Below are 25,576 nucleotides of genomic sequence, written 5' to 3' on the forward strand. Positions count from 1 at the left end.
CCTCCGACCGCCTGGTTCGTAGCCAGGTACTCTATCCAGCTGAGCTACACGCGCAATACTTCTCAATTTGAAAAATGGTTTTCTTTGCTAGAGAAAACGTGTTGATTGTCATTTCTAACCACCAACAAAATAATGGCGGTGAAGGAGGGATTCGAACCCTCGATACGGGATAAACCGTATACTCCCTTAGCAGGGGAGCGCCTTCAGCCTCTCGGCCACCTCACCGTCTTGCGGAGGCACATATTACTTTGAGACGAAAATATGTCAAACACTTTATCTGGAAAAAGCTGCAAACACGGTGCGTTTGCACACTTCTCCGCCAGTCGCGCTGTTCGGTGAACACAAAAGCATCCATTTGCGTTTTAAATGAACAACCTGCCTTTAGCAAAAAGGCCGATGAAATAATCGGCCTTTTGTAAATACGACTGCGTTAAGCTTAGAAATTACCAGTGGTCGGCGTTGGATTGCCTTTTTCAGCCTGAATACGCATGTAGATCTCTTCACGGTGAACAGATACTTCTTTAGGCGCGTTCACACCGATACGTACTTGGTTACCTTTAACACCCAGTACAGTTACTGTAACTTCATCACCAATCATCAGCGTTTCACCAACGCGACGAGTCAAAATCAGCATTCTTCTACTCCTTGAGTAATTACAACTTTCTTCTTAGTTGAGTGTTTGGTCTTCTTACTGCACGAAGCAAACTCACGCGGCAGCTCAAGCTCCGAGATGGACAATCAACATCTTCCTTCCTTGCGAGCATCCTTTACAGGCAACCGAAACAGCTATACAGCGCCTTTACGGTTTTTCAATATGGCTTATTTCTCTGACCAACTCCAGTTTGCCAATGAGAATTTAGCGATCGAATCCAGACATTGTGACTCCTGTGCACAGAAGTTCACCTTGTAAGATACTGCACAGCAAAGAAAGTTCGCCCTCTCGGAACAAAATTCCGATGTATAAGACTTTACTTAAAAGCCTCACCTACTTTAAGGCGATGCACTATACAGAGTTCAAATAAAAGTGCAAAGAATAAACTGTACAAATAATAGGGACAAAAAAGGCTTCCAAGGGAAGCCTTTCTTTACACAGATTTTACAGTGCTTATATGCCTTACAGACGCTCTGTCAGCCACGGCGTAACCGTGTCTAGCGCATCAGGCAACGCCGCAACATCCGTACCGCCGGCTTGTGCCATATCTGGGCGACCACCGCCTTTGCCACCGACTTGCTGAGCAACCATATTGACCAACTCACCCGCTTTGACTTTGCCTACCAAGTCTTTGGTAACACCGGCAATCAGACCGACTTTGTCATCAGCGACATTGCCAAGGAACACAACACCACTGCCCATTTGGTTTTTCAGATCATCAACCATGGTGCGTAGTGCTTTGTTATCCGCGCCATCCAACTTACAGATCAACACTTTGATACCATTGATATCTTTTACATTGTTGATCAAGCTTGCGCTTTCTTGCGCGGCCAGTTTTTCTTTCAGTTGTTGGATCTCTTTTTCCAGTGCTTTCGCACGGGTTTGAGAGTCGCTCACTTTCTGAGTGAACTCCTGCTGCTGGCGATAAAAGGCGTCTTCTGCTCCTTTACCCGTTACCGCTTCAATACGGCGCACGCCTGCTGCAATGCCACCTTCAGAGGTAATTTTCAGCATACCGATATCACCGGTACGATTGGCGTGTGTGCCACCGCAAAGTTCGATAGAAAAATCGCCCATGCTCAGGACACGAACCTGCTCATCATATTTCTCGCCGAACAGTGCCATTGCGCCTTTTGCTTTCGCAGACTCAATATCCATCAACTCAGTGCTAACGTCATGGTTACGACGGATTTGCTCGTTAACCAGCGCTTCTACCGTTCGTAGTTCTTCTGGCTTCACTGCTTCTAGGTGAGAGAAATCAAAACGCAGACCTTCAGCGCGAACCAGAGAGCCTTTCTGCTGCACATGGTCACCAAGTACGATACGTAGTGCTTCGTGAAGGAGGTGCGTTGCTGAGTGATTGAGTGCAATCGCCTGACGGCGTTCTGCGTTTACTTTTGCTTCAACGCTATCACCAACCGTCAGCACGCCATCAACAAGCTTACCGCGATGGCCAATTGCTGCGCCGAACTTCTGCGTATCAAGCACTTCAAACTTGCCAGCATCTGTCATCAGGAAGCCTGCATCACCACTTTGACCGCCCGATTCTGCATAGAATGGTGTTTGGTCAAGAACGATCACAGCTTCATCGGCATTTGCCAGCGTGTCCGTTGCCAAGCCATCAACAAAGATGTCAGTGATCAAGCCACGGCCTTCTGTTTCACCATAACCGGTGAACGCAGAATCGCTTTCAATTTTAATAACCGCGTTATAGTCGGTTCCAAACTGGCCAGCTTCACGTGCACGTTGACGTTGCGCTTCCATCGCAGCTTCAAAGCCTTCTTCATCGATGGTTAGACCGCGCTCACGCGCAACATCGTTGGTTAAGTCAGCAGGGAAGCCATAGGTATCGTAAAGCTTGAATACCGTTTCGCCATCAAGAACATCGCCTTTCAAGCCTTCTAGTGCATCGTCCAAAATCGCCATACCGCGATCCAGTGTGCGACCGAAGTTTTCTTCTTCAATCTTCAGGACTTTCTCAACCAAAGCTTGTTGCTTCTTCAACTCTTCTCCTGCGGTGCCCATGATCTCAGCCAAAGGACCCACTAGCTTGAAGAAGAATGCGTCTTTCGCGCCTAGCTTGTTACCGTGACGAACAGCGCGACGGATGATTCGACGCAACACATAGCCGCGGCCTTCGTTTGATGGCATCACACCATCAACAATCAAAAACGCACATGAACGAATGTGGTCCGCCACAACGCGTAGAGACTGGTTAGACAAATCTTCATAACCAATCACATCTGCCGCTGATTTGATCAACGTTTGGAAGATGTCGATTTCATAGTTTGAGTGAACGCCCTGCATGATCGCAGCGATACGCTCAATACCCATACCTGTATCTACAGATGGTTTTGGCAGTGGCTCCATCGTGCCATCAGCATGACGGTTAAACTGCATGAATACGTTGTTCCAAATCTCGATAAAACGGTCACCATCTTCTTCCGGTGAGCCCGGAGGACCGCCCCAGATATGATCGCCGTGATCGTAGAAAATTTCAGTACATGGGCCGCAAGGACCGGTATCGCCCATTTGCCAGAAGTTATCTGACTCAAACGCTTTACCGCCTTCCTTGTCACCAATACGTACGATGCGATCCGCTGGGATACCGATATTCTCGTTCCAGAGTGCGAATGCTTCGTCATCTGTTTCGTATATCGTTACCATCAAGCGATCTTTAGGTAGCTTCAGAACATCAGTCAGAAACTCCCAGGCGTAACCAATCGCGTCTTCTTTGAAATAGTCACCAAAGCTGAAGTTACCCAGCATTTCAAAAAACGTGTGGTGACGGGCAGTGAAGCCGACATTTTCCAGGTCATTATGCTTACCACCTGCACGTACACAGCGTTGTGATGACGTGGCACGCGTATAGGCGCGCTTTTCTGCGCCAAGGAAGCAATCTTTAAACTGGTTCATACCTGCGTTTGTAAACAACAGCGTTGGGTCGTTTGCAGGTACAAGCGATGAGCTAGGCACGATGGTGTGCCCTTTGCTTTCAAAGAATTGGAGAAACGCTGTGCGAACCTCGTCGGTGCTCATGTACATTGGCTAATCCTGAAATTGGAGTTGTGGTAGTAACTAAATCGCCGTTAACAGCGAAATTACCAGAGTCAATTGCTGCTTATTGTAAACAACCTAACCTGTGGCGAAAAGAGGCAGAAACAAGATAGCTCGCAGTGCGAGTGAAGAATGAGGGGGTTTTAACTTTCTTTTGAGAATGCGTAGTTGATTTGATCGAAGCTAAAACCGCGACTTTGTAGATATCGGGTCCACTTTGCACGCTGTTTAAAATCAACATCGGGGAAAAAACCGTCTAGATCAGCAAAGCGACGAATCGCGAGTTCTTTCGCTAACTCATACCAGTCATGTTGTTGATTTTCTTGCGCTGCTTCTAGCATAGGCGTGGTGATACCTTTACGTTTGGCATCAAAGCAAATGCGTTGCCAGCCATGTCCTTTTGCCACACCATGGCGTAGCGTCGCTTCGGCAAAACGCTTGTCATCTAGCCAACCATGGTAATGGCAATGCTCGATGGCAATATCTATGTCTTCTGGTGGGCACTGTTTCTTCGCCAATTTTTGGCGAAGCTCCAGTTCAGAATGATCACGGCGGGCAAGCATGCCCACCGCTAATTCTCTGGCGCTTAGACTCAGAATGCTTCGCCTTCTGGTTGCTTAGCATCTTCTTTTGCGCTTTCTTCTTTACCATTGCTCAGCAACATTGCACGCAGCTTTTTATCTAGCTCTTCAGCAAGGTGTGAGTTCTCTTTTAGGTATTTACAAGAATTCGACTTACCTTGACCAATCTTGTCGCCGTTGTAGCTATACCATGCACCTGCTTTCTCAACCAGCTTGTGCTTAACGCCCAAGTCGATCAGTTCGCCATAAAGGTTGATACCTTCGCCGTACATAATTTGGAATTCAGCTTGTTTAAACGGTGCTGCAATCTTGTTCTTCACGACTTTTACGCGGGTGTCATTACCAACAATCTCGTCGCCTTCTTTGATAGAGCCAATACGGCGGATATCAAGACGAACAGATGCATAAAATTTCAGTGCGTTACCACCTGTCGTGGTTTCTGGGTTGCCAAACATCACACCAATCTTCATACGAATCTGGTTGATGAAAATCATCAAGGTGTTGCTGTTTTTGATGTTAGCAGTCAGCTTACGCATGGCTTGAGAAAGCATACGCGCTTGCAGACCCATGTGAGAGTCACCCATTTCGCCTTCGATTTCAGCTTTAGGCGTCAATGCAGCAACGGAGTCAATGATGATAACGTCAACAGCGCCTGAGCGAGTCAATGCATCAGCAATTTCCAGCGCCTGCTCACCGGTATCTGGTTGTGAAACCAAAAGGTTATCGATATCTACACCTAACTTGCCCGCATAGACAGGGTCAAGCGCATGCTCTGCATCGATAAATGCACAAGTCTTACCAATTTTCTGCGCTTCCGCCACGACTTGCAGCGTCAACGTTGTTTTACCTGAAGACTCAGGACCGTAGATTTCAACAATACGACCGAACGGCAAGCCACCCGCTCCCAGCGCGATATCCAGTGACAATGAACCGGTTGATACGGTATCAATATCCATGGTGCGATCGTCGCCTAGGCGCATGATCGATCCTTTACCAAATTGTTTCTCGATCTGGCCTAGGGCCGCGGCTAATGCCTTCTGTTTGTTGTCGTCCATTTGATTCTCCAACGGAAGCAATATTCGTTCAGATAACTGTTCGCTAATGAGGCTAAGTATACTGTCCATTTATACAGTGTCTAGCCCTGTGTAAACTTTTTCTTTGCTTTCGTGTCGCGTCTCTTATTTTTCTGCTTCTAGGTAACTGAGCAAACGGCACAAACTGTGGGCGATAGTGTTTCTACGAATGTCATAGCGTGTTCCGTCAAACAAACAAGTCTCCGTTACCACCCCTTTCTTGGTTGCCCAACCAAAACACACCATGCCAACAGGCTTCTCGTCACTGCCACCTGTTGGCCCGGCTATCCCCGTAACCGCGAGTGCGAAATCAGCACTTGCGGCCTTTAGCGCTCCTTCTGCCATTTGAGCGGCAACCTCTTCACTCACTGCACCATGGGCGACCAGCGTCTCTTGCGACACGCCTACCATGTCATGTTTCGCGTCATTGCTATAAGTGACAAACGCGCGCTCAAACCACGCAGAACTACCCGCAATCTCTGTCAGCATGTAAGCAATACCACCGCCTGTGCATGACTCTGCAGTGGTCACCGTCTGTTGGTTATCATTAAGCCGTTCACCAATTTGTGTCGCCAATTTCACTAACTGTTCCATGCTTCCCTCTGACGGTCATATTTTTCATCATCTTCCAGTCATCGCGATATCGATACTTTACCCTTTCACCGCGATTCACGTATCCTTGTTCCCTTCTCTTACCTTTGTAATTTTGCAGGCCAGAACGTGACAGTACAAGCACTCGCTACTCACACGCCAATGATGCATCAGCACTGAAAGCCTTCAAACAAAGGGCTGAGAAGATATCAGCCCTATTTCCTACACCATTTCCTACACTGTCAAGCAACGCTTAGTTAAGTCCAGTTAGTCCATTGATTAGTGTTATATCCCCATACCTATATATATAGTTATACAGTGTAAGTAGATGTAGCTAACGTCTTACTATCTGTAATGGCTATCTATTAGGTGCGGACAGGCTCCGCCAACTAGACTTCGTCCCTTTTACCCTATATTCGAATACCACTTGATCTGAAGTAATTGAATCAAGAAAAAGCAATGATTCTGCGACGTGAGTCGGTTTACCTCGCATCTTTTTGGTCACCAACTTTTCGCGGCGTTCGCACCAATAGTCCACGCATGTAGCCCAAACAACTTTGAGTACATAGCTCACAGCTGCTACCTCCTCTCCCGCTTTCACCGACTTCAGATAAACAGGTCTCGCTATGCGCCCCTTCCACATTTTTATGTCGTGGCTTTTACGAAACGAACTCCTGATAGCTCCCTCTGTCTTTTCGCATGCAGGCATGAGTAGATGAAAGTGAGGAACCCAGCTATCTATATGACTGTGATAATCGACCTCAAAAGTGCCGATAAGAGGTAAATAAACATCGGATCTTTCTAACTGCTTGCGAAGCTTGTCTTTTAGCTTTTTGATGTTCAATTCATCAAGCGAGCTGCCATGGATGACATCGCTGTAACATACCAGAGTAATAAGCTTGTATGGCTTTCCCTCCATTTCTTTGACTAAGCGATCGACAGCTTTCATGCGAACATCTCGTACACATCGCTTACAAGCCAGAGAACCACAAAAATCTGTAGAATCACTCAAGCAACCTTCAAGTTTATCCGCGAGGTACAGAGCTTGTGGAAAATGCTTTGGTGATATCCTCAATAGCTTGCTTCTACAGCGATTCTCCATGTCACAATTTTGTGGGCGCTCGAATCCTTCCATATCAACTAAACGACAAAGCGTCCTGACATATCTTTCCTTCCCCATCGTTATGCCTCCCAGGCTGCGGAGATACACGAAGATGCGTTTACACGTTCGCGCGATCCCAGCCAAGCATCAACTTCACTCGATCGCCAGCCAACTGATCTCTTGCCAGAAATGCTCACTTGCGATGGAAAATCTTCACTCTTTATCATTCGATACAATGTAGATTTAGAGATCCCACAAATAATCAGTACGTCCTTTCGCTTTAGTAGTCTTTCAGTAATCACGAACTTGCTCCTAGTAATGAGTTCGTGAGCTGATTTACAGTTTTCGAAATTAACTATTTCCAGCGCCGATAAAACGCACGCCTCACAGAGAAAGCATCCTGTCTATCGTAAGTTCTCACTTTCAAAAACATTTAATAAGTGACATATTATCAAACACATACAACAGGATTTTTGTGAGGCGTGCGTATGCTTTTAGCGCACGCCTCACATATGAAAAATAGGAAAAGCTCTCCCATGGCTATGTCAGCAAATGAAAGACGAGAAAAAACAGATAAGAGAAGGAAGAGATCTGGATTGAAAACAGTGAGACTCTACATGACGGAGAGCGACAAGCAGGTACTCATCAATTTGGCGAAAGAAGTTGGCTTTTCCAAACCATCAGGCGAGGATTTGTCGAGTGTTGTATGTGCGGTAGTTCGACAAGAGTTGAGCAATGGGCATGATGTCTGTCTGAATAGTGACTCTCTTTATCTAACAAAATTACGAGACATCATCCTACATAGAAAGAAACTCAAGATAAGTGGAAAAAACTCCGATGTGAGGATAGCTAGTTTTCTCACAAAAAGTGATTATAAACTACCTAAACAAATACAAGACTATGGTATTGAAGACTGGAATCCTTGCGCCATTAGATTAATGTGCAACAACAATTGGTTTAAAGACAACCTTATTGGTGAATTCACTTTTGATGACGATTAAAACCAAAGTATAAAACATGTAAAAATCGAACCGACCAAATTTTCCAATAATGAAAAATCGAGAAAGGTGTCTAGCTCTCGACACCTTTCCCCTATATTAACTATTCTTTTTCTTCCTTTCGATAACGTTAGGAATTTTGAAGACTGAGCCATCACCATTATCGTAGTGAAAAAAGCCCCAGCGTTTATTAGGATCAAGAATGTCAACTTTACACAAGTGATGACTTCTAGGTGATATTGTCGAAGAGAAGAGATTATAGTTTAGCTCTTCGGTATTTATTTCAACTATAAGACCAGAAAAATCCAAATCATAACAACCCTCGAGAATTTTATGTTTATTGTCAGGGAAGTTATCTTTATATATTTCATTATACCTTGGCTGGAAGTATCTAATCAACGCTGCCTCCACCAAACATATTTGCTCTCGCTCTGAAAGATGATTCCGCAAGATATCTCTAAATCTGTTCATATCCCTATAGTCAGATATGACATTTTTAGCCCTCCCATCCAACTGGGTTATTACTCTATATGATTCATATTCAAAAGTTAGTACTTGAACCTCATAATCCGGCGATTCATATTGAGCTTGAGCCAAAATTTTCTGTAATGTTGAATGACTCTTCAAGCGGTCAAACGCGGTTCTTGTCCCATCTCCAAATGCTTGGCCAACATACAGTACTTCAATATCACTTAGCTCAGAATTTACAACGTGCCATTCTGTCCTAAAAGCTAAAACACTTGCAGGGAGATATCTGACTTCTTGTCCATTTCCATCTACTGTTATCACTTGTCGATAGGGGTAGTTTGAAAGTTTCAACTCAACTGCACCATCTAATAGTGGAAATTCAATTGAAAACTCCCTCTCTCTTGATACACCTTCTATACGATAGATTATTTTTCCAGATAAAATCCCGTCTTCATATTTAAATGAATCTTTGCAATAAGATATAACTGGCGCTTTACCTATCAGATAAATATGACAATTATCAGCAATTTCTTTCTCTTGCTGTCTCATCGTTCCGCCTGTCATAAACTGGCTAGCTGATGTTAAAAGCCATCTTGCTGAACATAGATTCACAGCAAACTCAGATAAATATTGCCTTTTTGGCACTTCCATATACCTTATAATGTTATCGAACATGTGGAAATCAAGAAAGCGCTTTAAAAGCACTCCCCGAAATTTTATAATTATTTGCTTTTCAGATCCAAACCAGAAGCACTAGACACTTCGGTTAACGGCTTACTTTCCTGACCTTCTAACTTACTTTCAACTCTCACGTCATGTTCTTGGCTTGTAACAATAACCTCGTCTTCTTGAGGAATCTTACTCGTAAACACTTCCAAGCCATTGAGATTATTGACTTTCTCAGTCTCGATATCGCGTTCAACATTAGAGCCGGCAGAAGAACAGTAAAGTATAGATACAGCAATCAAGATAACTAAATTCGTTATAATCCACATTAATATGTAACGATTTCTTTTCTTATTGATATATAACCTTTCTTTAAGGCTGACAGTTTCAACATCAATAATCTTATCAAGATCAGCTTTATCCAAGAGGTCTTTATAACGACCTCTAATGTCAGAGTATTTCTCTATAAGCCTATTTCTGTCAGAGTTAATCTCCATTACAGATATCAATAAGTATATGAACGATATAACTATTAAAAGCAGGCTTACCACATAAACTTCGAAACCAAACACCCCAGACAAAGTTCCCTTATTTACCACTCGCAACAAGAACACTGTTATGAAAAATGTTGTAAATGTCCACAGGCCTGTTTTGAACATCGAGAACATGCTTTTTGTCATATCCAAAGCTTTATCTGATTGGCTTTGTAAGAAATCAGAAATCTTGTTTTTAATCTCAATGTACTGTTTTACATTGTCCTTGAGATACAGGTCATAACCAGATTTAACCGAATCAGATGTGCCACATTCAATTGATAATATACACTCACCATTCAAATGAATAGATATGATATTTCTGGCTAGGCCAATCTTATCAGTGTAATTCCCTTCTAAATATGTCCATTCATAAATTCGACTCAACTCGCTAGAGTCATGCTCCATTAAATCACTAAAATCGACACTTCCTGAAAGTAACTTATAACCTTTTAATCTATACTTTATAGTATCGCCGGAAATAGATGAAAAATCAGACAAATACACAATCAAAAAGGAGTTAAACAATCCATTAAAAAAGTTTTTTAATTGTTTGTTTTTATCGCAACAAACCTTAAAATCATTCGGTATAAAATTAAATTGAGCAGCATTAGCAAAATGCCCACACTTATCTCTTTTTTCAACCTTTCCTAATTTATCAAGTTTACATGATTCTGATGTAATCGCATCAGACTTACCATTTACATTGGGGAATACCGAGTTAAAACAAATAGATTCGGTTGTAAAAGGTTCGGTATCCTCCCATACATCAACAGAGAAGGGAGTCGATAAATCAAACTTACTCCAAGCTTCCAGATTCTCTTGCAAACTTAGAGAGTCAATATGCTCAACAAACACTGATAAGTCGAAGATATTAAGATTAACAGATTCTTCTTTGTCAATTCTTATCTCAATATCTACATCACCCTCTAAATATACCAACTCGTCAACTATCAAACCTACCTTTTCGTCCAGAGACCCAAGGTTATCTGATGAGATTCTTATTGGATTATTATCGTAAACAGTGATAACTACACTGACACCCGATTGATTCAAACGGGTTAAATGAATTTCCAATGTTTCTTTCAGGCGATCTAGAGGCGCAGACGACAGAAAAGTATACTTAGCCTCATAAAGACAAAAATTGTCTTTAATACTAAGCTTTGTCACCTTACCAAATGGCTCGAGAATCTGCCTGACAATCGACATTATTCGATCTCAGAGGCATTAAATTCCTCATACCCACTATCAGTGTATATTTTTATAAACTTACCTTTTTCATCCATGCTTGCAGATATCCTTGATTTCAAATCATCTATTTCCCCGTTGATTCTCAGCTCAAAGTTATTATCTAGCATAACTTTTCTAACGATTCGCGCTTTAATCACGTTAGGCTCTAAATCAAACTGAGTATCAAATGGCTTGGGTGATGTATGTGGAAGTTTTTCAAAACTTTCGACAAACGTATCAAACTTCTCTTTAAACTCTTTCGTTTCTGGCTTGTGCGCCTTGACTTTCGCTACCAGTTCATCGTAAGCGAGCGAGTCTTCATTCCTAAAATGGTTGATTATATCGTTTCTAAGAAACCAAAAATCCACTGGCGATACTTTTTTCACTTCCTTAGTAAGCAAGTTATCTATTGCTGAAAAAGCGTTTTTTGTATTTGTTTCAGAGTCTTTTAGTTGCTCTGCAACCAAAAATGACAAATACCAGTATTCGGTTATTTTGGCTTTACTATCTGAAACAATAACCTCATGAACTTCATGCTCGGCATTAAACGATACGACTGCCGCTTTCTGTAACCGATTCTTTGATGTTGGTAAACCCGATTTCAATGATAGGTTAACTTCATCTAGATAGTCACTGTTGTCGATCTTAATGAGTACAAATTTCAAACAGTCGTCATGTTTGATTTTTAGTTGCAATAACCCGCCAGCTTTGACATTGGTCATTTGTTTAATTTTGTCCTGAACAGTAAGTTCAACATCATGCAGCTTTGTTGCGATTTTGTTTGACTTTTCCTTCCAATCTTCACCTTTTGACAATGCTACAAGTGAAGCAGCAACAAGCTCATCTAAGTCTTTAAATCCAAAAAAACGACTGCGTGGACTTTCCAACAGCTCCTTCAAAACAAGCTCGGTGTAGGCCTTTAGTCCTTCCGCAGTGCCATCGAGTGCCATAGGAACCGGACAGTCAAAATTCACATCTAATTTATGCAACGAATACTCAAGAACTTCCAAATTTTCCATTTAACCACAACCTACAAACTGATAATGACACTGAAAAAAGGCACAAATGAACCTTAATGCAGTGAAATTATGCACATAATGATTATGGAAAGATAGAAAGACAGCACAATCAAAATGCCTAATGCATTGTATTTTTGAGTCTCGAATGGGTTCTAGAGCTTACCTAATATCATGTGTTCATACATCCATTCAATCCTTAGTGTTATATCAATGGCTCAAAAAACCAACAGCGCAAGTTCATCTAGATAATCAGCCCACTTCTGCAACCATGCTTTACTCTCTTCCTCATATTTGTGAACGTTATAAACCCCTGCAACACCACCAAGCTCATGACCCAGAATGGTCTCAGCAACGTCATGCGGACAGCCAAGGGCTGATAGCTTTGTCCTTACTGTTCTTCTCAAGTCGTGTGCTGTCCAAGGCTCTAAATCAATCATCCAGCCTTTCTCTCTTAGCTGCCATGCCTGTTCGCTCATTTGCTTTTGCTGAATCGGGTTACCTGTTCTTTGCGATGGGAAGAGATATTTATCAGTGGTGACTCTTAAGCCTTTTAGGAATTCAATGGCTTGACGAGAGAGCTGTACGTTACGCCCTTTCCCGTTTTTTGATGTTTTTAACCTATAGACCCCTCTATCTAAGTCGATATCGTCCCATGACGCGATACAGAGCTCTCCAGTACGGCATCCAGTCCATAGTGCTAACCGAAGAATGCCTTTGTGGTGTGTACTGAATTTAGAGCGGGGTAACCAGTCCAGAAGTTGTTTCAATTCGTCATCATCAAGCACTCGTTGACGTTTGTTACTTGTTAACTTGTATCTTGCCAGTTTTAAGCTTTTTTTGGCTGTGATGCACGGGTTAGCGAAGTCTTCTGGCAGATATCCCATTCCTATCGAGAAGTCATAAGCAAGCGATAATTCACCTAAGAATCTACCCGCTTGGACGCGAGAGTTTCTATCCTCGATGATTTGCTTCACTAACTGCGTTACTTGTGAAGGAAGTAGGGATAGCGCACTTTTCACACCAAATTCAGGTGTTATATCTTTTTCTAAAGTTCGAATAGCTTCGCGACGTCTACTGTCACTTATTGAGTCATCTCCTTTTGAGCTTGCTCTGCGCTCGATACTTTCAGATAGGTAATACCTAGCAACATCACGAATCGTTATGCTGTCAAAAGTAGATTCAGCATCGATTTCATTCTGTTTTCGTTCATTTTTCCGTTTTTCAGCAGGGCATACACCTTGAGCTCTAATAGCCTTCAGTTCCTCAAGCTCTACATATGCTTTTGCTAAGGTTAGTTGCGGGTAAGTTCCAATTTTTATCTGCTTTAGCTTCTTTGTCATCGGGTGTCTATATCTATAGATAAAGCTCTTTTTCCCTGTTTTACCTACATACACCCTCAGACCGATATGCTTACCAGTTCCAACAAGTTCTTTGTCACCTGCTTTCATTGTCTTGATTGATAGGTCACATAGTGATTTGCTACTCTCTCTGGTCATCCAGTGTCCTTGATTTACCCATAATCGATGCAGCCATAAGACAGATCTCTAAAGTATAGGAAATCATATAACCATTTTCTCACATTGGAGACAACCTATACTTTTCCCTATACTTAAGTATGGGATTTAGTGGGACAATCAGGGACAGAACGGGACAAAAATCAGGTAGCAGAAGCGCGACTATGCTCTGCAAAACAAGAACTTAAATACAGAGATCTAATGAAAGACAACGCTTCTACCACCACACACACACCGATGATGCAGCAATACCTTAGAATTAAGGCGCAGCATCCTGAAGAACTTCTTTTCTATCGTATGGGTGATTTCTACGAATTGTTCTTTGACGATGCCAAGCGAGCTTCTCAATTGCTCGATATATCACTGACCAAGCGTGGTGCCTCTGCTGGCGAACCTATTCCTATGGCTGGTGTTCCTTATCATTCTGTCGAAGGCTACCTCGCACGTCTGGTTCAGCTCGGAGAATCTGCAGCGATTTGTGAGCAAATCGGTGACCCAGCCACCAGCAAAGGGCCAGTTGATCGCCAAGTAGTGCGAATTATCACACCAGGCACCGTTTCTGATGAAGCCTTACTCAGCGAACGTGTTGATAATTTAGTTGCGTCTATCTTTGCCCACGGTGAGCGTTTTGGTTATGCCACGCTCGATATTACGTCAGGGCGTTTTCTATTAAGTGAGCCTGCGACAGAAGAAGAAATGCAGGCTGAACTTCAGCGTACCCGCCCCGCCGAATTACTCTATCCTGAAGATTTTTCGTTCCCCGCGCTGACCGCCATGTGCAAAGGCAGTCGTCGACGCCCAATTTGGGAGTTTGATGTCGAAACAGCTAAGCAGCAGCTTAATCAACAGTTTGGCACGCGAGATTTAATTGGCTTTGGCGTTGAAGACTGCTCACTGGGTCTCGCTGCTGCCGGTTGCTTAATGCAATACGTGAAAGACACGCAGCGCACCGCATTGCCGCATATTCGTGCTTTGGTCAAAGAGAACAAAGACCATACCGTTATTTTAGATGCTGCAACGCGCCGTAATCTCGAACTGACACAAAATTTATCAGGCGGCTTTGAAAATACCGTCGCATCCATACTAGACAAAACCACCACCCCGATGGGAAGTCGCTTGCTCAAACGCTGGCTGCACCAACCCATGCGTGACTTTGTCACCGTCAATGCTCGCCTTGATGCCATCACTGTTTTAAAAGATACCGGGATTTATTCTGATTTGGCAACGACGCTGCATCCTGTTGGAGATATGGAACGTATCCTGGCGCGCTTGGCGCTTCGGTCTGCTCGTCCACGTGATATGGCAAGACTACGCGGCGCATTGCAGCAATTGCCTGAAATTGAAACCTTGCTCACTGAAGTAGATGACTGTGCGATTGCACCGCTCAAAGCAGCAAGCGAGCCAATGCCCGATCTGGTTCAGTTATTGGTAGAAGCCGTTGTGGAAGCACCACCCGTTGTGATCCGTGATGGTGGTGTTATTGCCCCAGGATACAACGCAGAGCTTGATGAATGGCGCGAACTGGCGGACGGCGCAACTCGCTTTTTGGAAGAACTTGAACGCCGTGAACGTGAACAGCACAACATTGATACCCTCAAAGTCGGCTTCAATCAGGTTCATGGTTTCTTTATTCAGGTCAGCCGAGGTCAAAGCCATTTAGTGCCTCCGCACTATGTGCGCCGCCAAACGCTGAAAAATGCGGAGCGCTACATTATCCCTGAGTTAAAAGCGCATGAAGACAAAGTCCTCAATTCCAAGTCTAAAGCGTTAGCACTAGAGAAAAAGTTGTGGGAAGAGTTGTTCGACAAGCTGTTGCCGCATCTCGAAACGCTACAGCGCGTGTCTGATGCACTATCTACACTCGACGTGATGGCGAACCTTGCAGAGCGCGCAGAAACGCTAAATTATTGTCGCCCGACACTTACCGAAAAGCGTGGTATCGACATTGTTGGTGGTCGCCACCCTGTGGTTGAGCAGGTTTTAGATGCGCCGTTTATTGCAAACCCAACATCATTACGTCCCGATCGCCGCATGTTGATCATTACTGGCCCTAACATGGGCGGTAAATCAACGTACATGCGCCAAACAGCACTGATCACTCTCTTGGCACATATCGGCTCTTACGTGCCTGCAGAGGGCGTGACTCTTGGTCCTGTGGATCGTATTTTCACGCGTATTGGCGCGTCAGATGATCTGGCCTCTGGTCGCTCAACGTTCATGGTTGAGATGACCGAAACCGCAAACATCCTTCACAACGCCACCGAGAACAGCTTGGTATTGATGGATGAGATCGGTCGCGGCACCAGCACCTATGATGGCTTATCGCTCGCGTGGGCAAGTGCAGAATGGTTAGCTGAAAGGCTCAAAGCCATGACGTTATTCGCCACCCACTACTTCGAACTGACTGAGCTCTCAGGTCAAGTTGAAGGCTTGGTCAATGTTCACCTTGATGCGGTTGAACATGGTGATGAGATTGCCTTCATGCACGCCGTTCAAGAAGGCGCGGCAAGCAAGTCATATGGATTGGCGGTTGCTGGTCTTGCTGGCGTACCTAAAACCGTCATTCAGCGCGCGAAAAACAAACTTCGTCAATTAGAAGCAAGTGGGCATGAGGTAGTGACAGGTGAATCCGTTAAGCCAACATCTGCCGCTCAACTTTCGCTTCTTCCTGAGCTGAGCGAGACCGAAAAGGCGTTGGCGGATATCGAGCCCGATAACCTAACACCACGACAAGCACTCGACGCGCTTTATCGACTGAAAGCCCTTCTATAACCTGACGGGTAGGTATGGCGCCACCAGACACAAAAAAGCCCCAAACGGGGCTTTTAACTAAACACTTAGAAACGAGAAATAAGAAGAGAAGTGTTTAGTGCTCAGTATTGAACAAGGATTCAATGTTCAAACCTTGGTGAGTCAACATATCGCGCAGGCGACGTAAACCTTCCACTTGGATTTGACGCACACGTTCACGTGTCAATCCGATCTCACGACCAACATCTTCCAATGTTGATGCTTCATGACCCAGCAATCCAAAGCGGCGTGCTAACACTTCGCGTTGTTTCGGGTTCAATTCTTGCAGCCAATGAACGATAGACTTTTTCATGTCATCGTCTTGCGTGGTGGTTTCAGGACCGCCTTCTTTCTCATCAGGGATGATATCTAAAAGCGCTTTTTCTGAATCACCGCCGATAGGGTTATCGACTGAGCTGATACGCTCGTTAAGGCGCAACATACGGTTAACGTCTTCAACAGGCTTATCAAGTTGCAGTGCAATGTCTTCTGCTGTGGGCTCATGATCAAGTTTTTGTGCCAACTCACGTGCAGTACGTAGGTAGACATTTAGCTCTTTCACGACATGAATAGGCAGGCGAATAGTACGAGTCTGGTTCATTATCGCGCGTTCTATCGTCTGACGGATCCACCACGTTGCGTAAGTAGAGAAACGAAAACCACGTTCTGGATCGAACTTCTCAACCGCACGAATCAGTCCCAAGTTACCTTCTTCCACCAGATCCAGCAGAGCCAAACCGCGGTTAGAGTAACGACGAGAGATCTTAACCACCAAACGGAGGTTACTTTCGATCATACGTTTTCGAGCGGCTTCATCACCACGAAGTGCACGACGTGCGTACAGCACTTCCTCGTCTGCCGTTAGCAGAGGAGAGTAACCAATTTCGCTTAGATAAAGTTGAGTAGCATCCAATGCTTTAGAGGATGCAGAGAAGGATACCGACTCTTCAACGCTTTCAGCTTTTTCAGACTTTTCAGCTTCAGCGTCAGCATCAAGCTCTATTTGCTCGATTTCAGCTTCTTCAACGACCAAGTCATCGACTTTCTTTGCAGTATTATTCTGACCCATAGCGCCTCCCAATTTTGGCGTAGCAGCAAGACAGTACAGCAAAATCTGTCTCGGTTTACCGCTTCGGCAGATACCTTAACGGATTCACCGATTTTCCTTTGTAACGAATCTCGAAATGCAACCGGACACTGTTTGTACCAGAGCTGCCCATTGACGCTATTTTTTGCCCCTTCTTGACGCTCTGGCGTTCTGACACAAATATGCGGTCGTTGTGTGCATAAGCGCTTAAATAATCATCGTTATGTTTTATGATGATCAAATTCCCATAACCGCGTAGCGCATTGCCCGCATAAACCACCTTGCCGTCAGCAGAAGCACTGATGCTCTGCCCACGTTTACCTGCTATATCGACGCCTTTATTTCCAAGCTCTGAGCTGGAAAATCCCGAAACTACCCGTCCGCTCACTGGCCATTGCCAACTTATTGCTTTCGGTGCTCCTGACGACTTATTTGCAGATTTATCAACAGATGGTTTGTTTTTTGTTACAGGTCGACTGTACTCCTTCACTTTTTGCTGTTCAACATTTTTCTTATTTTGTGAACTAGACTCAGACTTTTTTTGCGAAGCGTATTTTTGTTTATCTTTGTCCGATTTAGCAGATGATCCTGTAGGTACAACTGGCGCCTTAGAAGCAACAACTGGCGCTGTCGCGACGACTGCTGGGGCGACAACTATCGGTGCAATAGGAATGTCGCTTTTCTTGCCATACGTAGGCGGGACGTACTTCTCCTGCCAGAGATTTAGTTTCTGACCAGGGAAAATAGTATAGGGGGACGTGAGCTTATTGGCGCTGATAATTTCTTTAACATCTCGGTCCGTGACATAAGCAATGTAGTACAAGGTATCGCCCTTCTGCACCTTGTAATAGCTGCCGCGGTAGCTTCCCCGCTCTACATCGCCATAGTCAGGACCCACACTCGAAACAGGTGCGGGGCTTGATATTGAGCACGCGGACAAAAATCCCAACACAGAAAGAAAAACCAGTATTTTCAACTGAATTGAAACCCCTTCCACAAATACTTACCTAAGCCAAATCACCAGCAACTAATGGGACAAAACGTACCGCTTCAATTGCTGTTGTTTCAAATTCATCACCAATACGGGTGACTTTGTAAAGCGTCTGATCGGTCTCGCCGACTGGCACGATAAGGGTTCCACCCTCTGCGAGCTGCTCGCAAAGCGCCCTAGGCATACTGGCTGCAGCCGCGGTAACAAGGATGGCATCAAACGGACCTTTACTTGCCCAACCTTCCCATCCATCACCATGTTTTGTTGATATATTGTAGAGCTCAAGCTGTTTAAAACGGCGCTTCGCGACCATTTGAAGCTGCTTAATTCGCTCCACGGAATAAACATGCTCAACCAGTTGCGCTAGCACACATGTCTGAAAGCCCGACCCCGTTCCTACTTCTAATACACGACTGTCATAATCCAGCGTTAAGAGCTCTGTCATCTTTGCCACAATATATGGCTGTGAAATCGTTTGACCAAAGCCTATCGGCAACGCGTTGTTGTCATAGGCTTGATGAGCCATTGCTTCAGAAACAAAGAGATGACGAGGCAAACGCTCAATAGCATTGAGCACACGTTGGTCTGCAATCCCTTGTTGTCGAAGTAGTTGAATAAGTGAATGCGAGTAATTCACCAATGTCACCTTTATTGTTCCGTTGCGTATGTTGCCCACTGAGACAGCGTATCCAGCGTATCATGCGCTGTTAGATCGACCTGTAAAGGCGTCAAAGAGACACATTTGTTTTCAATGGCATGGAAATCTGTACCCGGACCTGCATCTTGTTTAGCGCCAGGAGGACCAATCCAAAATATAGGTTGCCCACGCGGATCGGTTTCTTCGATCATGTCTTCTGCACGATGTCGCGCACCAAGACGCGTCACCTGCCAGCCATTCAATTCGTCTAGCGGGCAATCAGGCACGTTAATATTTAAAATGCGGTTACGCGGCAATGGGTTGTGTTGATCCAACAGCACTGCTTTTTTTACCACTTGTGCGGCTGTATGAAAATGTGTGGAACCACAAAGGGAGACCGCTATCGCAGGCACACCAAGGAAAAAGCCTTCTGTTGCCGCAGCAACAGTGCCCGAATAAAGTACGTCATCGCCCAAATTTGCACCGTGATTGATGCCCGCGACGACAAAATCGACTTTTTCTTTGATCAGCGCATTTAATGCCATGTGCACGCTATCTGTCGGCGTGCCTTGCACTGCATAGCGACGCTCAGCGATTTCCCGAATGCGCAGCGGGCTTTCCAATGTCAGCGAGTTCGATGCACCTGAACGATTACGATCCGGTGCGACGACGGTGACCGTCGCTATTTCAGATAAGGTTTCCGCCAGCACATTAATGCCTTCAGCAAACACACCATCGTCATTACTGATCAATATGTGCATCAGACTCTCCATCCGTTGTGTCTTGAATAAGCTCTCGCATCACAGCCGTGGCAAAGCTTCCTGCAGGTAGCGAGAAAGACACTGTCAGTGTTCCTTCATCGTGAGTCCATGCCATATCTTGCGGGAAGAGCATCAATGCTCGGCGATCGTGTCGCATGCGGTTGCTGCGAATAACAGCTAGCAAGTCCGGCTCTTGGTTGATAATGGCCTGCTCAAATTTACGTGCGTCAGCTTCAGTCGGCAGCGCATTATCGCCAGTCATCGGGCCCGAGATTTGCCAAATGCCTTTTTCGAGAAGCTCATTAGCTTTATTGATTTCCAGCACCATTTTCAAGTGATCGGTGTCATCGATCAGCATGTCGCCACGCATGGGTGTATGCGCCATGTCCTGCTTAATTCGTGCTGACAACACCAAGTTAAACAAGTACGAGCGAGCTGCTGACAAATAGAAACTGCGTTGGCTTTTATCACGCACGCGGATTTTGTCTTGGCCCCATTCACGCGCCGCGACAACATTGTTCCCATCACGGCCAAAACGTTGGCTGCCAAAGTAGTTTGGTACACCTTTGTCACGGATGCTGACAAGACGCGCTTCGATCGCATCATCACCATCAAAATCTGTGATCACTAACGAGAAGCGATTGCCAATCAAATCACCGGGACGCAGTTTTTTGTCGTGGCGAGTGGTCTCTAGAATTGCATCGATCCCTTCATGGGTTTCGAGAAATTCAGTCAAATCGGGGTCAGGTTGACCTGGAAGATGCACACTAAACCATTGTTCAGTGACGGCATGACGGTCTTTTAATCCCGCCCAGCTCACATCACGAGATTTCACCCCACACGCTTTTGCCAATTCATTGACAACATACTTGGTGTTTTCGCCAATTTTACGGATACGAACAAGGAAATGCTCGCCATGTCCTGCGGGGGTAAAATCAAGCGTTTCGCTGACGAAAAAGTGCTCAGGTTTTGCTTTCAAGCGACCTGTCGCGGTTGGTTTACCGTTCAGGTAGGCCAACGATGTCATTACATCAGTCATGAGATTCCTTACGGATAATAACGACAGCTTCACAGGCGATGCCTTCTTTGCGCCCTGTAAAACCTAGTCGTTCAGTGGTGGTCGCTTTCACATTAACGTTACTGATATCCGTTTCGAGATCGTCGGCAATCGCTGCACACATGGCATCAATGTGCGGTGCCATTTTAGGTGCTTGCGCCATGATGGTCACATCAAGATTACCGATAACATATCCTTTTGCCTTCACTTTTGCGTAAACGTCGCGCAGCAGAAAACGGCTATCCGCGCCTTCCCACTCCGCATCTGTGTCCGGAAAGTGACGACCAATGTCGCCTGCTGCAATCGCACCAAGCAAGGCGTCACAAAGGGCATGAAGTGCCACATCGCCGTCGGAGTGCGCAATCAAGCCTTGCTCATAAGGGATCTTAACGCCACCAATGACAATTGGGCCTTCTCCGCCAAATTTGTGTACGTCAAAACCGTGTCCAATACGCATCATTGTTTGTCCTCTTGATGTCTATCCCAGCTAGGATCGTTGCGTTAAGAAAAATGCGGCGAGTGCCAAATCTTCTGGCTGGGTGACTTTAATATTGTCTGCGTGGCCGACGACTAACTTAGGTGTGCCACCCGCAAACTCGATGGCTGATGCTTCATCGGTCACGGCCAATGATTGCTCAAGCGCACGCTGTAATGCCGTTAGTAATAGATCTCGTCGAAACATTTGTGGTGTAAGTGCATGCCAAAGCTGCTCACGGCACACTGTATGATCAACGCAACCCTCGGTATTTGCTCGTTTCATCGTGTCTCGCACTGGCGAGGCGAGCAATGCGCCATCTGCATGAGATGTTGCCGCTTCAATAAGCGCATCAATGTCTTCATGACGAACGCATGGCCTTGCTGCATCGTGCACCATCACCCATTCGGCATGAGTGGCGTTAAGCCCTGCTAAGACCGAATCTGCACGCTCTGCACCACCAATTGTCACCACTACCCGATCATCATCAGCCAGCGACGTTGAATGAAAATATTCATCTTCCGCACCAATTGCTATCACCACTTTTGACACCTTGGGGTGATCAAGTAAGTAATGCACTGTGTGTTCTAATAAGGTTTTATTGCCAATGGTGAGATATTGTTTGGGACAGGCTGCGCCCATGCGCTTACCCACGCCTGCTGCTGGCACAATGGCAACAACATCAGAAACGACGGAGCGAGGCGAGCATTGATTTTCATTACTTGCCGGGGTTGTCATGATTCTCTTCGTTTTATAAGGGGAGTACGTTAGTCACTCACAATGCGGAAGAACGTTTCTCCCGGTTTTATCATGCCGAGTTCATTACGGGCACGCTCTTCAATCGCTTCTTGCCCGCGTTTGAGGTCTGCAATTTCTGCGAACATCTGTTGGTTGCGTTGGTTTAGCTTGTCGTTAGCTTGAGCTGTCAACTCAGTCACTGCGCTAACGTCGAGATATTCTTCCATCCCGTTTTTGCCCCACCAAAGGTGATATTGAAGCCATCCGAACAATACGATCAGCATGACTGTCAGCATTCGCATCGCGTTTTCCTCACCATGACGCAACCCAGATATGGCGCCGCTTACCTGCGCCGCCCAGAAATATTATGTATAGAGGATAGCAATATTCCCACATTCGTCATTGCCACACCAGCAATGGCAACGACAAACGTGTGAATATCAACATATTGGACAGTATCGAGCGATTTATTAACGGCTTACCTCAGTAACGAGGCCATCACGCATCCGCTGGCTGTCCAAGAAGGTGAATAGGATTAGGTAATGCAGAGAGGAGAACGGGGAGATCTTTCGCGGCAAACGCAAACGTAAATTCTGGGGGACCTGGCGTATACATTAAAGTATCAAAACCAAACAGCGTATCATCAACCAACAATGGGATATGCTCGGGTAATCCAAAGGGACACACTGCACCTGGGACACACCCCAAAGTGGCGATCATTTCTTCATTCGATGCAATCGAGGGACGTTTCCCCATCAAGGCCTTCACGCTTTTGCTGTCGAGGCGTGCGTCTTTATGGGTGAGCAATAAGGCATGTCCGCCCGACTTAAACGACAGAAACAAGCTTTTTGTGGGCGTCGCCGTCCAACCTAGTCGTTCTCCTACACGTTCGTCCGTATCGAAATCTAAAATAGGTTCATGCTCCCATTGCTGATAAACAACATCACATGCGGTCATCAGTGCGATGTTCTTCTTCATTATCTCGTCGAGTGTTTGCGACATTATCCCTCCCAATTCATCATCCATTTTTGCATGAGCAGATACGCCACATAGATCATCATGGCAGCAACAAGCACGTCTATCACCTGACGCACACGCGGTTTCGATAATACGGGTGATAATTTGGCAGCGCCAAGCGCAATTCCATAAAACCAAACGAGCGAAGCAAGCACGGTGCCAATCGCAAATGCATTGCGTTGCGAGGGCTCAAACTGGCCGCCAATTGAGCCAAGTACCACCACGGTGTCGAGATACACATGTGGATTGAGTAGTGTCACGGCTAACGCGCCTAAGATAACAGAGAGTAGGGTTTTATTGGCTGTTGCTGATGTTGATGTTGATGCACTAGAAGCATCGTCATTTTGAGCCCGCCATGCTTGTCTCAGCGATTGAAACGCGTAAGTGAGAAGAAACGCAACGCCGCCTAAGGTCACGACATTCAGCAAAATCTCATTGTTCGCTAACATCGCGCCGCCACCAAACACACCAAGAAGGATCAATAGCGCATCGCAAATAAAACAGATGGTTGCCACAGCCACATGGTGGTGTTTGCGGATCCCTTGGTTCAGTACAAATGCATTCTGCGCCCCAATTGGCACAATCATGCTCAATCCTAACCCGAACCCTTGAAGCACTATGCCACTGCTCATTTTGATACATCCTATGTTTTATTTATCGCTAGTACGAGAGAGGTAAAATTAGAGGGATGACAAAAGTAAGTAAATCTAATAATTTTAATGATAAATAAGACTAACTAATATGGTTATCATGAAAGGATTGGATTATCGCTGGGTAGAAGCCTTGGATGCCGTTATTGCCCATGGTGGTTTTGATAAAGCGGCGGAAGCGTTGTTTGTGACGCAATCCGCCGTCTCACAGCGCATTAAGCAATTAGAAAAGTTTGTCGCACAGCCAGTTTTAGTGCGGGAATCTCCGCCTCAACCCACCGCTATTGGGAAAAAACTGCTGGGGCTCTATCGCCGACTTCAACTGCTGGAAAAAGAATTACTCCCTGAACTCACGCCTGACGGCTCATCCGTTGCTATCACGGTCCCCATCGCTACCAATGCTGACAGCCTTGCCACATGGTTGCTACCCGCATTGGCACCACTGATGAAAGCGCAGTCTTTAGAAATCAATTTGATTGTGGATGACGAAAGCCGAACGCTGAATCGCCTTCGCGCAGGTGAAGCCGTGATTGCCATCAGCACGGAGCCCTCACCACTTCAAGGCTGTGTTGCGCCAAAACTGGGAACCATGGAGTACGTCTGTGTTTGTACACCCGCGTTCAAGGCACAGTATTTCCCTCATGGACTCAATGCCCAAGCAGTGAGTAAAGCACCTGCTGTGGTATTTGATCGCTTCGACGATATGCACACGCAGTTTGTTTCTGAACGATTCAATCTGCCGACTGTAGGCTGGCGTAGCCACATGGTTCGTTCATCCGACGCTTTCGTCAATATGGCAAAACTCGGCGTGGCGTATTGCTTGATCCCTAAACTTCAAATTGAACAGGAATTGGCAAACGGTGTGCTTATCGACTTATGCCCCGGAGATGGGGTAACACGCCACCTCTATTGGCATCACTTTGCCACCGAAAGCGGCATACTGGCGAAAATGACAAAAGCATGCTTAAGTTACGCTCGAGCCGTTTTTCCTTAACCCACGCTACATTCTTTCTTCCGTTAGGGATAATCCAGAGACTCTTGCGGTCAAATCGTGTTGAAATAGACAAAATGGAAGCATTCGTATGAAAAAGCATCTAATAGCCACACTGTTCGGGGCAACTATCGCCCTTTCTCCTTTCACCTCTGCCGCATCACCTGACTTTCCGCATTTAGAAACCGTGGGTATTGGCGAAGTGGTTGCTATGCCAGACATGGCAAATATTGATGTGGCTGTATCCCTTAATCGCACATCAGCACAAGCCGCAAAAAAAGCGTCTGACGATGCGATTGCCGCCTTGCTTGAACGCCTTAAAAAAATGGGCATAGACAAGAAAGATATCGAAAGTGCCAACCTCTCGCTGCAACCTCAATACAGCTACCCGAAAAACAGCGAGCCTAAACTCACAGGTTATCGTGCAAGTCGCTCCGTGACAGTAACAGTTCGAGACCTCGCTAACCTAAATCGCTTATTGGACGGGGCATTGGCTGATGGCCTGAATCGCGTCAATGGCATCTCTTTTTCTTCGAGCAAGGAATCGGAGTTGAAAGAAAAAGCTCGCATGGCTGCCATTGCTGATGCGCAAGCAAAAGCAAAGTCACTCGCAAATGGATTTGGTGAAACCTTGGCAGGTGTATGGGAAATTCGCTACGTCGATCAAACGCCAATTCGCCCTGTTATGATGCGAATGGCTGAAGCCACTGCTGGTGTCAACGCCACTTATCAAGATGCAGAAATCACCATCACAGATCGCGTGAATGTGGTGTACGCGCTCGGCGAATAACGCTCATCTAAGCCATCTAAGGGTTTAAAAAGACAAAAAATAAGGCCGCAATGTGAACTGACCCCCAATAGTTGGACGACCAATTATTGGGGGTCTTTTTATGTCCAA

At 45.5% G+C, this 25,576-nt stretch carries 25 protein-coding genes and 1 tRNA gene; 4 read left to right on the forward strand and 22 right to left on the reverse strand.

The window, feature by feature from the left end:
• Positions 1-133 precede the first annotated feature (133 nt).
• The 8 genes from ACED36_RS21415 to ACED36_RS21450 all read right to left on the reverse strand — a co-directional run bounded on the left by ACED36_RS21415 (position 134) and on the right by ACED36_RS21450 (position 7,358).
• Positions 134-225: transfer RNA gene (locus ACED36_RS21415), tRNA-Ser, on the reverse strand.
• A 211-nt stretch (positions 226-436) separates the two neighbouring features.
• A complete protein-coding gene (gene csrA / locus ACED36_RS21420) occupies positions 437-634 on the reverse strand; it encodes a carbon storage regulator CsrA (RefSeq protein ID WP_016960259.1) in 198 nt (65 codons plus the stop codon).
• Positions 635-1,114: 480 nt separating this feature from the next.
• Complete coding sequence (gene alaS, locus ACED36_RS21425; RefSeq protein ID WP_016960260.1) at positions 1,115-3,697, reverse strand: alanine--tRNA ligase; 2,583 nt, start codon at positions 3,695-3,697, stop codon at positions 1,115-1,117.
• A 155-nt stretch (positions 3,698-3,852) separates the two neighbouring features.
• Positions 3,853-4,308, reverse strand: a complete 456-nt coding sequence (locus ACED36_RS21430; protein ID WP_026023842.1) for a RecX family transcriptional regulator — start codon at positions 4,306-4,308, stop codon at positions 3,853-3,855.
• Complete coding sequence (recA, locus tag ACED36_RS21435) at positions 4,302-5,345, reverse strand: recombinase RecA (protein WP_016960262.1); 1,044 nt, start codon at positions 5,343-5,345, stop codon at positions 4,302-4,304. The genes ACED36_RS21430 and recA overlap by 7 nt, the downstream gene beginning before the upstream one ends.
• A 123-nt stretch (positions 5,346-5,468) precedes the next feature.
• A complete protein-coding gene (gene pncC, locus ACED36_RS21440; protein ID WP_016960263.1) occupies positions 5,469-5,957 on the reverse strand; it encodes a nicotinamide-nucleotide amidase in 489 nt (162 codons plus the stop codon).
• A 355-nt stretch (positions 5,958-6,312) separates the two neighbouring features.
• Complete coding sequence (locus tag ACED36_RS21445; RefSeq protein WP_139124395.1) at positions 6,313-6,903, reverse strand: hypothetical protein; 591 nt, start codon at positions 6,901-6,903, stop codon at positions 6,313-6,315.
• 233 nt (positions 6,904-7,136) lie between these two features.
• Positions 7,137-7,358 (reverse strand): AlpA family phage regulatory protein, encoded by a 222-nt coding sequence (locus ACED36_RS21450; protein ID WP_158008848.1) that lies wholly within the window; start codon positions 7,356-7,358, stop codon positions 7,137-7,139.
• Between the two features lie 234 nt (positions 7,359-7,592).
• On the opposite strand from ACED36_RS21450, the gene ACED36_RS21455 reads away from it, so the two are divergent.
• A complete protein-coding gene (locus ACED36_RS21455; RefSeq protein WP_017005584.1) occupies positions 7,593-8,057 on the forward strand; it encodes a hypothetical protein in 465 nt (154 codons plus the stop codon).
• Between the two features lie 96 nt (positions 8,058-8,153).
• Here ACED36_RS21455 and ACED36_RS21460 read toward each other — a convergent pair whose 3' ends face one another.
• The 4 genes from ACED36_RS21460 to ACED36_RS21475 form a co-directional block, all read right to left on the reverse strand.
• Positions 8,154-9,173: a hypothetical protein gene (locus tag ACED36_RS21460; RefSeq protein ID WP_035011890.1), complete on the reverse strand. Its 1,020-nt coding sequence runs from the start codon at positions 9,171-9,173 to the stop codon at positions 8,154-8,156.
• A gap of 71 nt (positions 9,174-9,244) precedes the next feature.
• Positions 9,245-10,930, reverse strand: coding sequence for a hypothetical protein (locus tag ACED36_RS21465; RefSeq protein WP_371733794.1), 1,686 nt, complete (start codon positions 10,928-10,930; stop codon positions 9,245-9,247).
• A complete protein-coding gene (locus tag ACED36_RS21470) occupies positions 10,930-11,970 on the reverse strand; it encodes a hypothetical protein (RefSeq protein ID WP_371733795.1) in 1,041 nt (346 codons plus the stop codon). Before ACED36_RS21470 ends, ACED36_RS21465 begins: the two co-directional genes overlap by 1 nt.
• Before the next feature lie 215 nt (positions 11,971-12,185).
• Positions 12,186-13,466 (reverse strand): site-specific integrase, encoded by a 1,281-nt coding sequence (locus ACED36_RS21475; RefSeq protein ID WP_017005580.1) that lies wholly within the window; start codon positions 13,464-13,466, stop codon positions 12,186-12,188.
• Positions 13,467-13,685: 219 nt separating this feature from the next.
• On the opposite strand from ACED36_RS21475, the gene mutS reads away from it, so the two are divergent.
• Positions 13,686-16,256, forward strand: coding sequence for a DNA mismatch repair protein MutS (gene mutS / locus ACED36_RS21480; RefSeq protein ID WP_371733796.1), 2,571 nt, complete (start codon positions 13,686-13,688; stop codon positions 16,254-16,256).
• Between the two features lie 94 nt (positions 16,257-16,350).
• Here the strand turns inward: mutS and rpoS are convergent, their stop codons facing one another.
• The 10 genes from rpoS to ACED36_RS21530 form a co-directional block, all read right to left on the reverse strand.
• Positions 16,351-17,343, reverse strand: a complete 993-nt coding sequence (gene rpoS / locus ACED36_RS21485; protein ID WP_016960265.1) for an RNA polymerase sigma factor RpoS — start codon at positions 17,341-17,343, stop codon at positions 16,351-16,353.
• Positions 17,344-17,398: 55 nt separating this feature from the next.
• Entirely contained in the window at positions 17,399-18,358 is a 960-nt protein-coding gene (locus ACED36_RS21490) for a peptidoglycan DD-metalloendopeptidase family protein (protein ID WP_016960266.1), read from the reverse strand.
• A gap of 10 nt (positions 18,359-18,368) precedes the next feature.
• Positions 18,369-18,989: a protein-L-isoaspartate(D-aspartate) O-methyltransferase gene (locus ACED36_RS21495; protein WP_035008538.1), complete on the reverse strand. Its 621-nt coding sequence runs from the start codon at positions 18,987-18,989 to the stop codon at positions 18,369-18,371.
• A gap of 11 nt (positions 18,990-19,000) precedes the next feature.
• A complete protein-coding gene (gene surE / locus ACED36_RS21500) occupies positions 19,001-19,750 on the reverse strand; it encodes a 5'/3'-nucleotidase SurE (protein WP_016960268.1) in 750 nt (249 codons plus the stop codon).
• Complete coding sequence (gene truD, locus ACED36_RS21505; RefSeq protein ID WP_371733797.1) at positions 19,731-20,789, reverse strand: tRNA pseudouridine(13) synthase TruD; 1,059 nt, start codon at positions 20,787-20,789, stop codon at positions 19,731-19,733. The genes surE and truD overlap by 20 nt, the downstream gene beginning before the upstream one ends.
• Complete coding sequence (gene ispF, locus ACED36_RS21510) at positions 20,782-21,264, reverse strand: 2-C-methyl-D-erythritol 2,4-cyclodiphosphate synthase (RefSeq protein ID WP_026024144.1); 483 nt, start codon at positions 21,262-21,264, stop codon at positions 20,782-20,784. The genes truD and ispF overlap by 8 nt, the downstream gene beginning before the upstream one ends.
• A gap of 30 nt (positions 21,265-21,294) precedes the next feature.
• Entirely contained in the window at positions 21,295-22,020 is a 726-nt protein-coding gene (ispD, locus tag ACED36_RS21515) for a 2-C-methyl-D-erythritol 4-phosphate cytidylyltransferase (RefSeq protein ID WP_017005573.1), read from the reverse strand.
• Between the two features lie 29 nt (positions 22,021-22,049).
• A complete protein-coding gene (gene ftsB, locus ACED36_RS21520; protein ID WP_016960273.1) occupies positions 22,050-22,322 on the reverse strand; it encodes a cell division protein FtsB in 273 nt (90 codons plus the stop codon).
• 196 nt (positions 22,323-22,518) lie between these two features.
• On the reverse strand, positions 22,519-23,022 hold the full coding sequence (locus ACED36_RS21525; RefSeq protein WP_017003238.1) for a YbaK/EbsC family protein: 504 nt from the start codon (positions 23,020-23,022) through the stop codon (positions 22,519-22,521).
• Positions 23,022-23,669, reverse strand: coding sequence for a LysE/ArgO family amino acid transporter (locus ACED36_RS21530; RefSeq protein WP_017003239.1), 648 nt, complete (start codon positions 23,667-23,669; stop codon positions 23,022-23,024). The genes ACED36_RS21525 and ACED36_RS21530 overlap by 1 nt, the downstream gene beginning before the upstream one ends.
• A gap of 109 nt (positions 23,670-23,778) precedes the next feature.
• Here ACED36_RS21530 and ACED36_RS21535 point away from each other — a divergent pair, with 109 nt between their 5' ends.
• Positions 23,779-24,681 (forward strand): LysR family transcriptional regulator ArgP, encoded by a 903-nt coding sequence (locus ACED36_RS21535; RefSeq protein WP_017005571.1) that lies wholly within the window; start codon positions 23,779-23,781, stop codon positions 24,679-24,681.
• A gap of 88 nt (positions 24,682-24,769) precedes the next feature.
• Positions 24,770-25,468: an oxidative stress defense protein gene (locus ACED36_RS21540; protein ID WP_016960277.1), complete on the forward strand. Its 699-nt coding sequence runs from the start codon at positions 24,770-24,772 to the stop codon at positions 25,466-25,468.
• Positions 25,469-25,576 lie beyond the last annotated feature (108 nt).

Source organism: Enterovibrio sp. FF113, assembly GCF_041439165.1.
Lineage (GTDB): Bacteria > Pseudomonadota > Gammaproteobacteria > Enterobacterales > Vibrionaceae > Enterovibrio > Enterovibrio norvegicus_A.